This window comes from Salipiger sp. (assembly GCF_059781815.1).
On sequence record NZ_JBYNAH010000009.1, the window covers coordinates 13600 to 26838 of the forward strand.

Sequence of the window (13239 nt, forward strand, 5' to 3'; positions counted from 1 at the left end):
CTAGAAATGACGAATGACGATTGTCGTCAATCCAAAGAATCCGCTTTTTAAACGCCCGCGCGGCCGGAAAGGCCGGTGGCGCCGAAAGATCGGGCATCTCAACCGGCCATCCTTGCTGGGTGGCGCGGCGGGCCTTGTCAGCTTCCCGCCCGCTTTCGCACACACGAAGTGTGAGCCGCGGATGCACCACCAAGCCGCCAATCGGCGAGCCCCCGGACCGCGCCTGCGCAGCTTCCGGTCCTGAGGCCCGCTAAAGAGCGCCTTGCTCCGGCAGTTGCGCGGGGCTCAGCCCAGACCGTAATCCCGTCTGGCCATCTCGTCCGAGAGGAGCCCCGCTTGGACGTCCGCACGCACCTCGGCGTCCGGTCTGTCCGCCGCCGGGCCGAAGCCACCGCCCGAAGGCGAGATGTGGCGGAAGATGTCGCCCTTCTTCATCGTGTAGGGCTGGGTCACGAGCACCGGCAGCTCGGTCTCGACGCCGTCGCGGATCAGCAGGTTGACCGGCCCAGAGCCCTCGGCACCGCCATAAAGCCCGTGCGGCAGGAAATCGCGCTTGTCCGAGCGCAGCGACAGCACGCCGTCGGTCTCGCCGAGATACTCGTATTCGCGGATGAAGGACGGCCCACCGCGATGGCGTCCGGCCCCGCCGGTGTCCTGCACGATGCCATAGCGGCGGATGCGCAGCGGGTAGGAGGCCTCGATCATCTCGACCGGCACATTGGCCTGGTTGGCGCCCATATGCGGCACCCCCACCTGCCCGTCATGGGCCGAGGTCGCGCCCCACGTCCCCATCACGGTTTCCGAGAAGACGAAGGCGCGCCCGTCCTCGTAGCCCGCGAAGGTCGGCACCGTCGAGCCGCCCATGCCATCCGCCGTCACCCGGTCGGGCAGGGCCTGCGCCAGCGCGCCGAACATGGCGTCGATGATGCGGTAGCCGGTGATGCCGCGCGCGCCGCAGGGCGCCGGGTGCACCGAGTTCACCACCGTGCCCTTGGGCGCGGTCACCGTCACCACCCGCTCGAAGCCGTGGCAGTTGGGAATGTCGGACAGCATCACCGAGCGCAGCGCGGTGTAGACCGAGGCCTTGGTGAACGGGATCGGCGTGTTGACGCCCCCCTTCACCTGCGGCGAGGAGCCTGCGAAATCGACGCTGATGGTGTCGTCGTGGATGGTCAGCGCGATCTGGATGACGATCGGCTCGGGGGTCTCGCCCAGGCCATCGAGATGGTCGGTGAAGTGGTAGGTGCCGTTCGGCAGGTCGCGGATCTCGGCCCGGCCGAGGCGCTCGGCATAATCGTGCAGCTCGTGCGCGCAGGCCAGCACGTCGTCGATGCCGTGCCGCGCCACCAGCTCGAGGAACGACCGCCGCCCGGCGTGGCTTGCCGCCATCTGGGCGCGCAGGTCGCCATGCACCATCTCGGGGACGCGGACGTTGAGGCCGACGATCTCCCAGATCGCGGCGTTCATCACGCCCCGCTCGTAGAGCTTGAGGAACGGCAGCCGCAGCCCTTCCTGAAAGATCTCCTCGGCCCCGAGCGCGTTGGAGCCGGGCACGATGCCGCCAACGTCGGCATGGTGCGCCAGCGTCGTCGTCCAGGCGACGAGCCGGTCCTGGTGAAAGATCGGCTCGACGATGTAGATGTCGGGCAGGTGCTGGCCCGCGGCCACGTAGGGGTCGTTGCCGATGAAGACATCGCCCGGGTGGATGTCGCCGGCGTAGCGCTGCATCAGGTGCTGCATCGCGTCGTAGAAGCTGCCGAGGTGCATCGGCGTGGTCACGCCCTGCGCCAGCGTCTGGCCGTCGGCGTCGCAAAGCGCGGTCGAGTAGTCCATGCTGTCGCGCACGATGGGCGAATAGGCCGCGCGCATAAGCATCAGCGCCATTTCGTCGGCGATGGCGTCGAAGGCGTTTTTCATCACCTCCAGGCGGATGGGGTCGATCCGGCTCATTCCGCGGCCTCCTTCTCAGAGATCTCTGCCGCCACCGGCAGGGTGACGATGATGTTGCCCTTGGCGTCGAGCGCCGCGGAGCAGTCCGGCGGCACGATGGTGGTGCCCTCGTATTCCTCGATGATCGCGGGGCCCCGACGGGGGCCCGCCAGCAGCGCCGCGCGGTCGATCACGGCGGTGTCGAGGCGCCCCCATTCGGGGCCGAAATAGACGCTGCGGCGCCGTTCCGGCGCGGCCTCGCGGCGTCGATACTCGGGCAGGCTGCCCGCGCCTTTCTGCACCCGCGCGGTGACGCGCAGACTGACGATCTCGACCGGGGTCTCGGCCAGACGGTAGCCGTAGGAGCGCTCATGCGCCGCGTCGAATTCCTCCCGCGCGGCGGCAATTGCCTCGGGGGTCAGCGCCAGCCCGCCTTCGAAGGGCAGCGTCAGCTCGAAGGCCTGCCCGCGGTAGCGGAAATCGGCCTCGTGGATCAGCTCGACGGTGTCGATCTCGCGGCCGAGCTCGGCGGCAGTCTGCGCGGCGAGCGCGGCAAAGCCCTCGGCCACCGCGCCGGGCGCCACCGCGTCGAGCCGCTGCAACAGCGCCGCCGAGGCCGAGGTCTCGATATCGGCATAGAGCAGCCCCAGCGCCGAGAGCACGCCCGCGCCCGGCGGCACGATCACCGTGCGCACCCCGAGCGAGCGCGCCAGCGACACCGAGTGGATGCCGCCATTGCCGCCGAAGGCGATCATCGCGAAGTCGCGCGGGTCGAGGCCGCGGAAAGTGGTCACCGATTTCACCGCGCGGGTCATCACGGTCGATACCAGCTCGTGCACGCCGTGGGCCGCGTGGTCGAGATCGATCCCCATGGGGCCCGCCACGACGCGCTCGAGCGCCGCGCGGCTGAGCTCGGGGTTGACCGGCACGGCACCGCCGGCCAGCGCCTCGGGGTTGAGGAAGCCCAGCACCATGTTGGCATCGGTCACCGTGGGTTCGGTGCCGCCGGTGCCATAGCAGGCGGGACCGGGATAGGCCCCGGCGCTGTGCGGCCCGACCTTGAGCGCGCCCGCCCGGTCCTGCCAGACGATGGAGCCGCCGCCCGCACCGACCTCCGAGATGTCGATCACCGGCAGCTTGAGGGCGTAGCCGCCCCCCTTGGCGAGCTTCGACGACAGCGAGATGCCTCCGCCGACCTCGTAATCGTCGGCCCGGATCAGGGCGCCGCCTTCGATCAGCGAGGCCTTGGCGGTGGTCCCGCCCATGTCGAAGGTGATGGCATCGGCAAAGCCCGCCTCGAGCATCACCGCCCGCGCCCCGATCACGCCGGCGGCGGGGCCGCATTCGACGATCTGCGCGGGCTTGGCGACCACGGTGCGGCTGTCGACGATGCCGCCGGCCGAGTGCATCATGAAGAACTGCGAGGGCAGTCTGGCCGCCGCCAGCCGGTCGCGCAGCGAGTCGAGATAGGTCTTCACCGGGGGGCCGACGAACGAGTTGATCACCGTGGTAGAGGTGCGCTCGTACTCGCGGATCTCGGGCAGCACGTCGACCGAAAGCGAGACATAGATGCCCGGCAGGTGCTCGGCCAGGAGCGCCCCGATGCGCCGCTCATGCGCGGGGTTGGCGTAGGAATGCAGCAGGCAGACCGCCACCGCCTCGACGCCGCTGTCGCGGATCTGCTCGATCGCCGCGAGCACGCTGTTCTCGTCGAGCGCGGTCAGCACGTTGCCCTTGTGGTCGAGCCGCTCGGTCACCTCGTAGCGCCACTTGCGCGGCGACAGTGCGGGCGGCTTCTCGTAGAGCGGATCGTAGAGCCGCGGCACCCGGATGCGGCGCATCTCGAGCACGTCGCGGAAGCCCTCGGTGGTGATCAGCGCGGTCTTCGCGCCCTTGCCCTCGAGAATGGCGTTGGTGGCGACGGTGCAGGCATGCATGACCTCGCCGATCTCGTCCGGCGACAGGGACTCGACCTCGACCAGCTCGAGGATGCCCTCGGCCACGCCCCGGGCGTAGTCGTCCGGGGTCGAGGAGACCTTGCGGGTGGCGATGGTCCCGTCGGCGCGGATGAGCGCCACATCGGTGAAGGTGCCGCCGATATCCGCGGCGATACGAAGCTTTTCGGTCACGATGGGTGATCCCCGGCAACTGGCCGGCGGGGAAGACGGCCCCGCCCGGCGCGTGAAAGATGATGATGAGGGCGCAGAGCGGGCGGGCCGTCCTGCACCTGCGGTGGACTGGCATGTCCGGGCGCGGCGGACGACGCGCCGGGCCCTGTGATGATCGGGCGGGCGTCAGGCATCGCCCCAGCCCCCGCCGCCCGGCGTCTCGAGGATCACCGCTTCGCCGTCGCCGAGCGTGAGCGAGCCCTTGGCGGGCTGCAGCTCGAGCTTGCCGTCCCGGGTCATCGTGGCGTTGCGCCCGGGCGCCCCGTCGGCCCCGCCGTGCAGCCCGTAGGGCGCAAAGGCCCGCCGGTCGGTCTGCAGCGAGACCCGCGCGTCGTGGCCGACGATCTGGATCGCGCGCACCACGCCATCGCCACCGCGATGCCGCCCCTCGCCGCCGGTGCCCTCGCGCAGTTCGTAGCGCAGGCAGCGCAGCGGGTAGCTGATCTCGAGCGCCTCGATGGGCGTATTGAGGGTGTTGGACATGTTGGCGTGCACCCCCGACATGCCCGGACCCATGGGGCGCCCGCCCTGCCCGCCGCCCGAGGTCTCGATATAGGTGTAGGGCCGGCCGTTGCGCGGATCGGTGCCGCCGATGCCGATCAGGTTCATCGTGCCGTTCGAGGCCGCCGCGATGCGCTCGGGCGCGATCTGGGCAAAGGCGCGCAGGATGGTGTCGGCGAGCCGCTGCGTGGTCTCGGTGTTGCCCGCGCAGACCGCCGCCGGGCGCTGCGCGTCAAGGAAGCTGCCCTTGGGAATGTCGACCGTCACCGGGCGCAGCACGCCGGCATTGGGCGGCAAGCTCGCGTCGGTCAGCAGCTTGAGACAATAGAACGTGGCCGACCAGCACATCGGGGCCACCGCGTTGACGTTGCCGCGCACCTGCGGCGAGGTGCCGGCGAAATCGAACAGCACCCGGTCGCCGGTCAGCTCGACCTTCACCCGGATCCACACCGGCTCGTCCGACGAGCCGTCGCTGTCGAGGCAATCCTCGGCGGACCACACGCCCTTGGGCAGCTCTGCCATCCGCGCCCGCATCCGTCGCTCGGTATAGTCGAGGATCGCGCCAAGCCCCTGTTCGAGTGTCTCGGCGCCGAAGCGTTCGGCCAGCTCGCCCATGCGCCGCGCCCCGATCCGGAGCGCCGCGAGCTGGGCGTTGAGATCGCCCCGTCGTTCTTCCGGGGTGCGGACATTGGCCAGCACCATCTCGAGGATGTCGTCCTGCAACACCCCGGCCCGGTAGAGCCGCACCGGCGGGATGATCAGGCCTTCCTGAAAGATCTCGGTGGAGCGGCCCGGCATCGAGCCCGGCTCCATCCCGCCAACGTCGGAATGGTGCGCCCGCGTCGCCACATGCGCCACCCGCCGCCCGTCGATGAAGACCGGCGCGATGAGCGTGATGTCGGGCAGGTGCGCGCCGCCCACGTAAGGGTCGTTGACGATGACCACGTCGCCCTCGGCAAGCGCGCCCGTGCGCTCGAGCGTCGGCCCCACCGCCCGCAGCATCGAGCCAAGGTGCACCGGCACGTGCTCGGCCTGCGCCACCAGCTCGGCATCGGCGGTGAAGATCGCGCAGGAGGCATCCATGCGCTCCTTGATGTTGGGCGAGAAGGAGGTGAGCTTCAGCACCGAGCCCATTTCCTGCGCCGTCGCCTCGAGCGCGTTGCGCAGCACTTCCAGCCGGATCGGATCGAAACCGCTCATTCCGCGACCTCCACGAGAATGCTTCCCGAGCCGTGCACCGTCGCGCGGTCGCCGGGATAAAGGATGGTGGTGGAGGAGACCTCCTCGATGGCCGCGGGCCCCGCGATCACGTCGCCGGCCCTGAGCCCGTCGCGCGCCCAGACCCGGGCTTCGTGCCAGGCGCCCTCGCCGCCGCCGTCGCCCGGTTCGAAATAGATCCGCCGGGTGCCGCGCAGGGCGTCTTCGGCGGGCGTGCCGGTGCCCTCGGGCAGCTCGGGCAGCGCCGGCTTGTCGATGCGGCCGATGCCGGTGACGTTGACCCCCACCACCTCGAGCGGCGCGCTCGGGTCGGCATGGCCGAAGCGGGCCAGATGCGCCGCGTTGAACGCCTCGGGCAGCGCCTCCCACCAGCCCGGCTGCGCCGGGTCGGCGGCGATGGGCAGGGCAAAGCTCTGGCCGTCATAGCGCAGGTCGAGCCGGATCTCGAAGACCCGCCGGTCCTCGGGCACGCCATCGGCGGCGAGATGCCCGGTCGCACGCTGCACCAGCCGCTCGATCAGGGCGCGCGCACCGGCCTCGCCGAGATCGGCGAAGGCGGCCACATGGGTTTCGACGAAATCGTGCCGCAGGTCCGAGATCAGCTGACCAAGCGCGCAGAGAATGCCCGGCGTCGGCGGCACCATGACGCTCGGCATCTTGAGGTCGCGCGCAACCGGGCTGCCATGCATCGGCCCGGCGCCGCCGAAGGGCACCAGCGCGAAATCGCGCGGGTCGTAGCCGCGCTCGACCGAGACCACGCGGATGCCGCGCACGATATTGGCATGCGCCACCCGCAGGATGCCCGCCGCCGCCTCTTCGAGGCTCAGCCCTAGCGGCACTGCGATGTCGCGCTCGATCACCCGCGCGGCGCCGGTCACGTCGAGCTCGAGCGTGCCGCCAAGCCGCGAGCTGCCGTCGAAGCGCCCGAGCACGATATTGGCGTCGGTGACGGTGGGGCGGTCGCCGCCCCGGCCATAGCAGACCGGCCCCGGCACCGCCTCGGCGCTCATCGGCCCGACGCGCAGCGCGCCGCCCTCGTCGATCCACGCGATCGAGCCGCCCCCTGCCCCGATGGCGTTGATATCGATCACCGGGAGCTGGATCGGCACCGTCTCGAGCGAGGCGCTGCGGGTAATCTCGGGGACACCGTCGCGGATCAGGCTGATATCGGTCGAGGTGCCGCCGATATCCATGGTGATGATGTCGGGAATGCCCGCCTCTCCGGCCACATGCGCGGCGGCCACGACCCCGCCCGCGGGCCCGGAAAGCACCGTGTGCACAGGCTTTTCGCGGGCGCTGTCGAGGCTCATCAGCCCGCCCGCCGCATCCATCACCATGACCGGGCGCTCATCGCCGACGCCGAGCCCCGCCTCGGGATCCTGCAGGATGCCCGAGAGCGTGCGCAGATAGGTTTCCATCACCGGGCGCAGGTAGGCGTTCAGCACCGTGGTGCTGGCGCGCTCGTATTCGCGAAACTCCGAGTTGATCTCGGTCGAGGCGCAGATCGCGACCCCGGGCAGCTCCTCGGCGAGGATCTCGCGCGCGCGGCGCTCATGCGCCGGGTTGGCGTAGGCGTGCAGGAACAGGATGCCCACCGCCTCGACCCCCGCCGCCGCCATGGCGCGCGCCGCCGCGCGGACGTCATCCTCGTTCAGGGCCTCGATCTCCTGCCCGGCGTAGTCGAGCCGCCCGCCGGCGGTGAAACACAGCTCGCGCGGGACAAGCTGCTCGGGGCGCACCACGGTGATGTCGAAAAGCGTCGGGCGGTTCTGGCGCCCGATCAGCAGCAGGTCGCGGAACCCGCGATTGGTCAGAAAGGCGGTGCGCGCGCCATTGCGCTGGATCACCGCGTTGGTCGCGGTGGTCATGCCGTGGCCGATATAAGAGACATCCCGCCCGGTCGCCCCCTGCAGCGCGAGCGCCGTCTTCAGGCCTTCGGCGGTTCCGAGCGCACGGTTTTCCGGCGTGGTCGACACCTTCGAGACGGTGATCCGGCGGCTCGCGGAATCGTAGGCGATGCTGTCGGTGAATGTACCCCCCACGTCCGACGCCACCCGCACCCTCTGCTCGACAGTCATGGGATTCTCCTGTAACGGTATCGTTACAGTTATAGATCGGAGAAGTCCGATTCCCGTCAAGAACAAAATTTTCCCCAGAGGATGCATTGCGACGGAACCCGGGGGGCATATGGCCGGGGCCATCCGAAACGGCTAGGATTTCGGCATCGAGGAAGGCGGCAGGATGAGCACAGAGACGAAACCGCAGCAGCCGGGGAGCGAGACCGCCGCGCCGACGCACAAGCAGCGCAGCGAGGCGACCCGTGCGCGCATCCTCGACGCGGCGCGCAGCCAGTTCGTCGCGAACGGGCTCGAGGGCACGCGGATGGAGGCCATCGCCGCCGAGGCGGGCGTGAACAAGGCGTTGGTCTACCGCCATTTCGGCAGCCGCGAGCAGCTCTACCGCATGGTGCTGAACGCGGCCTATGCCGAGATGCGCAAGGGCGAGAGCGCCCTCGCACTGTCAAGCGATCCGATCGAGGCGATCGACCAGATCGTCTCCTTCACCCTCTCCTACTATGTCGAGCACCCGGACTTCCTGATCCTGATCGGGATCGAGAACCTGCACCGGGGTGCGCATATCCGCACGCTCGACCGAGGCAGCCTGCGCGTCTCCGACCTGATTGACCGCTACCGCGGCATCATCGAGAACGGCGTCGGGAAAGGCGTGTTCCGGCCGGGGATCGACCCGGTCGACCTTTATACGCTGGTGTCGTCGCAATGCTGGTACGCGGTGGCCACGTCCTACACTTTCGGCTTCACCTTCGACGTCGATGTGCTCGCGCCCGAAGAGATCGCGGCACGCAAGGCGCTTATCAAACGCACGGTCCTCGGCTTCGCCCGGGACGTTGGCCTGCCAGAAGAGCAGATCTGAAGACCGGGGGCCGGCCTGCGCTCCGCCTACCGCCGAGACCGTCGCTCTTTCGCCGGCTCCGACCGGAACGCGTGATTTGGCATCGCGCCCCGGTCAGCCCTGCCCCTTCTGCCTCACCATGCGCTGGTCGCGAAGTGCGCCCTTGCCGCGCGCCTTGAGGAGGGAGGCCCCTCGCATCTCCAGCACCGGCAGCGCGGCCAGCACGTTGACGATGTGGAACATCGTCGGCATCTGCTCGAATGTCGCGCCGTTGAAGGCGAACTCGGCGGTGCCGGTCTGGAAAAGCTCGATCCGGCTTGCGGTCTTCGGGGACGGGCTCAGCATCACGCGGGTGCGCGCCTCGTGCGGAGTGTCCTGCCCCATCGGCGGCATATACGCATAGTGAAACACCCCGTCCGTCGGGGCGGGTTTCGGCGGCTCCGCATCCGTCAGGCCCGAAAGGGTCAGATGGAAGAACGCGTGGCCGTCCCAGCTTGCCCGGCAGACCCGCGTGTCCGCGACGGTCATCGGCTCGGGCAATTCGCAGTAGAGCTTGTTGAAGCCCAGCTCCTCACGGCCGCTCAGGATCGGCTCGGGGCGGTTCTCCCACAGCACGGTGAGAAGCGCGCCGGTCAGGCGTTCCGATGCGCCGTCGAAGCTCACCGGCAGCTTGACCCCAAGCATCGAATAGGACCGCCCGGCCAGCCAGGCGAGATCGTGCAGGATGGTGTGCTCGACCGTGACGACCGGGTCTCCCGCAAGCGCGAAACCGTGCGGCAGCAGCGCCTCAAGCGCCGCGCGATCCGACAGGAAGCGCAGGCTCGTCACTGTGAAGGGCGCGTCGCTGCCGTCGAAGGTCTCGCCCGCCGGCCCCTGCCGGGGCCCCACCGTGGGGCCGAAGAGCACCGGCATGCGGTAGCGCGCCTCGGGATCGAAGACGAAGCTCATTCCGCCGCCTCCATCATGCTCGTCATCCACGGGCAGTTCGGCGCCCGGCCTCCCCGGCGCGCCAGATTGAGGCGCTGCTCTTCCAGCTTCCGGCGCGGACCGTCCTCCATGTAAAGCCGGTCGTGCCCCCAGAGGCTGGGGCCGTCATGCATCTCGTAGGGCTCCCAGCTCTGCTCGTCGATCAGCAGACCGCCAAAGCCGCTCTCGATGAAAAAGCCCGAGGGCGAATGGGTGTAGAAGCTTTGCATGTAATCGTTGGTGTGGCGCCCGAGGGTAAAGGCCAGCCGCCCGTCCTCCTGCTGCGCGAGATCGTGCCCCTGCCCCACATCGTCGAGCATCTGGTACTCGACCATGAAGTGGTGGAAGCCCTGCGCCCCGACCCCGGCCATGGCAAAGGAGTGGTGGCGCGAATTGCAGTGGAAGAAGTAGATCGGAAACGGCGTGCGGATGTAGTCCGAGATCCTGAAGCCCAGCAGATCGACATAGAACGGGATCAGCGCGTCGACATTGGCGGCCTTCAGAACCGCGTGCCCCATCCCGAGCGCGCCGGTCTTGAACCCGCTGATGCTGCGGCCCGGTTCGAACGGGTCCGAGGTGACCTGCGGGCCTTGGAAGACCTCGATCACGTTGCCCTCGGGGTCGCGAAAGCGGATCATCTGGGTGACGAAACGCTCGTCGCAGAGCGCCTGTCCGGCGACCTCCACCGCGACGCCCGCGTTCTCCAGCCGCGAGGCCAGACGGTCGAGCGCCGCCGCGTCGGCCACCTCCCAGCCCATAAAGCCCAGCCCGTCATCCTCGGCCCCGGTGACCACCAGGCGCTGGTTGCGGTCGTCCATCCGGAAGGCGCGGACCTGCGCCCCGCGATCGACAAGCTGCATCCCCAGAAGCCCCGTCGCATAGCGCGACCAATCCTCGACCCGCGTCGAATTGATCCCTATATAGCCCAGCGAAGTGATTTCCATTGCGTCCTCCCGTACCGATGGCTGCATTCGCGACAGCAGACGGCATCGCTGCGCCGAGGCCAATTCCATCGCGCGCAGCGTTCACCACGTGAACGAATCCGATTGCGGCATCGGCCCGACCGGGCTCCTATGGCAGGGTCTCGCGACGGCAGGTGCGGCCTGCGCGTGCGGGGGGGCAATGCGGCGCGGAAGGGGGGGAGACATCATGACGGTCTACAAGGCGGTCCGCGCGCTCGAGCGCGGGCTGGTGATCCTCGAGGCGATCAACGAGAAGGACGGGATGCGCACGCAGGAGGTGGCGGATTACTGCGGGCTGTCGCGGCCCACGGTGTTCCGTCTGCTCGAGACGCTGGAGGCGCAGGGCTTCGTGCAGCAGTCGAAATCCGACGGTGCCTGGCACCCGACGCTGCGCTGCAACCTGCTGAGCTGCGGCTATCTCGACAAGGCCTGGGTCGGCCAGATCGCGATGCCCGAGATGATGCGCCTCGGCACCCAGATCCTCTGGCCCATCGACCTCGTGACCCTGTCCGAGGATTCGATGCAGGTCCGCCAGTCGACCCACAAGTTCAGCCCGTTCTCCTTCGACGTCTCAATGATCGGCAAGAAGCTCCCGATGCTGATGACCGCCGGCGGGCGCGCCTACCTCTCCTATTGCCCGGAGGCGGAGCGCGAGGAGATCCTCGACAACATGCGCAAGACCGACAAGCCCGAGCATCACCTCGCCCAAGACGCGCGTTTTCTGTCCAAGATCATCCAGCTGACCCACGAGCGCGGCTATGGCTTCCGCACCGAGGAATGGCGCCCCAACACCGTCTCGATCTCGATGCCGGTGATGAAGCGCGGGCGGCCCATCGCCTGCCTCACGGTGACCAGCCTGAAGACCGCCGTCTCGCTCGAGGAGCTGGCGCGGAAGTTCGGTCGCAAACTGCGCCAGAGCTGCGACCGGATCGAGGCGCTGATCGCCAAAGAGCCCGACTGAACCGCGTCCCGGCTTGACCGACCGGCCAGAGCGCGACGAGGCTGCCGTTCACTCTGCGGACGCAACCGGCGTCGCGCGCCCCTTTCCCGCAGCCCCGCGCTAGGCTGCCCGACAGCAACGAACGGACGGCCCACATGACCAAACCCTTTCTCACCTGCGCCCTGCTCGGCAATGGCACCACGCGCGCGATGAACCCGGCGCTTCCGATCACACCGAAGGAGATCGCCGACGACGCCATCGCCGCGTGGAAAGCCGGCGCGGCGGTGGCGCATATCCATGTGCGCGACCCTCAGACACAGCTTCCCGCGATGGAGACCGCGCTCTATGCCGAGGTGGTCGAACGGATCCGGGACGTGACCGACGAGCTGATCCTCAACCTCACCACCGGCACCGGCGGGAGGCTGGACCTGTCTGCCGGTCCCGACGGCGGGCTGGCCTCGGCCGAGGCCCGGACCGCGCATATCGCCGCCATCCGGCCCGATATCGCCACCTTGGATCTCAACACCATGTGGTTCGCCAACAGCGTCGTGGTGAACACGCCCGACACCATCCGCGCGATGGCACAGATCATTCACGACGCGGGCGCGCGCCCGGAGATCGAACTCTTCGATTCCGGCGACATCTCTCTTCTGCATGAGCTCATCGCCTCCGGCGATGTCGACCCCGCGCCGCTCTGCTCCATCGTGATGGGTGTGAAGCACGGCTTCGTGCCGACCCCCGAAACGCTCTCCTATGCCCGCTCGCTGCTGCCAGCCGGCGCGATCTGGACCGGCTTCGCCACCGGGCGCATGGCCTATCCGATGATGGCGGTGTCGCTGGTGAGCGGCGGCAGCATCCGCATCGGGCTCGAAGATGCGGTCAAGCTCGACCGCAAGACGCTGGCCCCGTCGAACGCGGCGATGGTCGAAAAGGCCGTGCAGCTGGCCGAGACGCTCGGCTATGAGCTGGCGACCCCCAAGGAGGCGCGTGCCCGTCTGGGGCTGGCGTCATGACCGGTCTCGTCCTCTTCCACAGCCCGAATTCCTGTTCGGAGGGCATTGCGCTGCTGCTGCGGGTGATCGGCACCCCGCACGAGATCCGCACCGTCAGCCTCGCCCAGAAGGCGCAGCACGCGCCCGAGTATCTGGCGCTGACAGCCAAGGGCAAGGTCCCTGCCCTGCTGCGCCCCGATGGCAGCGTGCTGACCGAGTTCACCGCGATTGCCTTCTGGCTCGCCAAACGCTTTCCCGAGGCCGGGCTGATCGGCACCGGCGCGGAGGCCGAGGCCCGCGCGCTGGAGATCGTCGATTTCATCGTCGCGAGCCTGCACATGCGCGGCTTCACCCTGCTCAAGGTGCCGCAGAAATTCCTTTCCGACCCGGAGGCGCAGGCCGCCCTGCGGGCGCATGGCCGGGCCGAGGTTGAGAAGGGGCTGGCGCTGCTCTCGGGCATGCTCGGAGAGCAGGCGTTCCTTCTGGGCCAGTTCGGCATCGCCGATGCCGCGGCCTATTACACGCTTCGCTGGGCCGAGCAGGAAAAGGTCGCGCTGCCGGGAAACCTCGAAGCGCTGCTTCGCCGCATCGAAAGCTTCGGCTGATCCGCCGCGCCACGGCCCGCGCCGTTCACGCTGTGAACGTCATGGCGG

At 68.9% G+C, this 13239-nt stretch carries 10 protein-coding genes; 4 read left to right on the forward strand and 6 right to left on the reverse strand.

All coding sequences use genetic code 11. The features are described from left to right. Window positions 1-285 precede the first annotated feature (285 nt). The 4 genes from AC6RA4_RS02030 to AC6RA4_RS02045 form a co-directional block, all read right to left on the reverse strand. Window positions 286-1950, reverse strand: a complete 1665-nt coding sequence (locus AC6RA4_RS02030) for a hydantoinase B/oxoprolinase family protein (protein WP_500156901.1) — start codon at window positions 1948-1950, stop codon at window positions 286-288. Further along, the gene (locus tag AC6RA4_RS02035) at window positions 1947-4058 is read right to left on the reverse strand and encodes a hydantoinase/oxoprolinase family protein (protein WP_500156903.1); all 2112 of its coding nucleotides are present in this window, start codon (window positions 4056-4058) and stop codon (window positions 1947-1949) included. Before AC6RA4_RS02035 ends, AC6RA4_RS02030 begins: the two co-directional genes overlap by 4 nt. A 165-nt stretch (window positions 4059-4223) precedes the next feature. After that, window positions 4224-5798 carry a hydantoinase B/oxoprolinase family protein gene (locus AC6RA4_RS02040; RefSeq protein ID WP_500156905.1) on the reverse strand — a complete coding sequence of 525 codons (1575 nt, stop codon included), beginning with the start codon at window positions 5796-5798 and terminating at the stop codon, window positions 4224-4226. Beyond that, complete coding sequence (locus AC6RA4_RS02045) at window positions 5795-7894, reverse strand: hydantoinase/oxoprolinase family protein (RefSeq protein ID WP_500156907.1); 2100 nt, start codon at window positions 7892-7894, stop codon at window positions 5795-5797. Before AC6RA4_RS02045 ends, AC6RA4_RS02040 begins: the two co-directional genes overlap by 4 nt. Window positions 7895-8057: 163 nt before the next feature. On the opposite strand from AC6RA4_RS02045, the gene AC6RA4_RS02050 reads away from it, so the two are divergent. Next, the gene (locus tag AC6RA4_RS02050) at window positions 8058-8747 is read left to right on the forward strand and encodes a TetR/AcrR family transcriptional regulator (protein WP_500156909.1); all 690 of its coding nucleotides are present in this window, start codon (window positions 8058-8060) and stop codon (window positions 8745-8747) included. Window positions 8748-8840: 93 nt separating this feature from the next. Here AC6RA4_RS02050 and AC6RA4_RS02055 read toward each other — a convergent pair whose 3' ends face one another. Beyond that, a complete protein-coding gene (locus AC6RA4_RS02055; protein WP_500156911.1) occupies window positions 8841-9674 on the reverse strand; it encodes an acetoacetate decarboxylase family protein in 834 nt (277 codons plus the stop codon). Next, complete coding sequence (locus AC6RA4_RS02060) at window positions 9671-10636, reverse strand: VOC family protein (protein ID WP_500156913.1); 966 nt, start codon at window positions 10634-10636, stop codon at window positions 9671-9673. The genes AC6RA4_RS02055 and AC6RA4_RS02060 overlap by 4 nt, the downstream gene beginning before the upstream one ends. Window positions 10637-10841: 205 nt before the next feature. Between AC6RA4_RS02060 and AC6RA4_RS02065 the strand changes: the two genes are divergently transcribed. The 3 genes from AC6RA4_RS02065 (at window position 10842) to AC6RA4_RS02075 (ending at window position 13191) form a co-directional block, all read left to right on the forward strand. Further along, window positions 10842-11615, forward strand: coding sequence for a helix-turn-helix domain-containing protein (locus AC6RA4_RS02065; RefSeq protein ID WP_500156915.1), 774 nt, complete (start codon window positions 10842-10844; stop codon window positions 11613-11615). A 134-nt stretch (window positions 11616-11749) separates the two neighbouring features. Further along, window positions 11750-12607: a beta-keto acid cleavage family enzyme gene (locus tag AC6RA4_RS02070; RefSeq protein WP_500156917.1), complete on the forward strand. Its 858-nt coding sequence runs from the start codon at window positions 11750-11752 to the stop codon at window positions 12605-12607. After that, entirely contained in the window at window positions 12604-13191 is a 588-nt protein-coding gene (locus tag AC6RA4_RS02075; RefSeq protein WP_500156919.1) for a glutathione S-transferase family protein, read from the forward strand. The genes AC6RA4_RS02070 and AC6RA4_RS02075 overlap by 4 nt, the downstream gene beginning before the upstream one ends. Window positions 13192-13239: the final 48 nt, after the last annotated feature.

Coding starts and splice junctions, on each gene's coding strand:
- AC6RA4_RS02045 (WP_500156907.1), bottom strand. CDS start 7,894: ATGACTGTCGAGCAGAGGGTGCGGGTGGCGTCGGACGTGGGGGGTACA.
- AC6RA4_RS02060 (WP_500156913.1), bottom strand. CDS start 10,636: ATGGAAATCACTTCGCTGGGCTATATAGGGATCAATTCGACGCGGGTC.
- AC6RA4_RS02065 (WP_500156915.1), top strand. CDS start 10,842: ATGACGGTCTACAAGGCGGTCCGCGCGCTCGAGCGCGGGCTGGTGATC.
- AC6RA4_RS02070 (WP_500156917.1), top strand. CDS start 11,750: ATGACCAAACCCTTTCTCACCTGCGCCCTGCTCGGCAATGGCACCACG.
- AC6RA4_RS02030 (WP_500156901.1), bottom strand. CDS start 1,950: ATGAGCCGGATCGACCCCATCCGCCTGGAGGTGATGAAAAACGCCTTC.
- AC6RA4_RS02075 (WP_500156919.1), top strand. CDS start 12,604: ATGACCGGTCTCGTCCTCTTCCACAGCCCGAATTCCTGTTCGGAGGGC.
- AC6RA4_RS02040 (WP_500156905.1), bottom strand. CDS start 5,798: ATGAGCGGTTTCGATCCGATCCGGCTGGAAGTGCTGCGCAACGCGCTC.
- AC6RA4_RS02050 (WP_500156909.1), top strand. CDS start 8,058: ATGAGCACAGAGACGAAACCGCAGCAGCCGGGGAGCGAGACCGCCGCG.
- AC6RA4_RS02055 (WP_500156911.1), bottom strand. CDS start 9,674: ATGAGCTTCGTCTTCGATCCCGAGGCGCGCTACCGCATGCCGGTGCTC.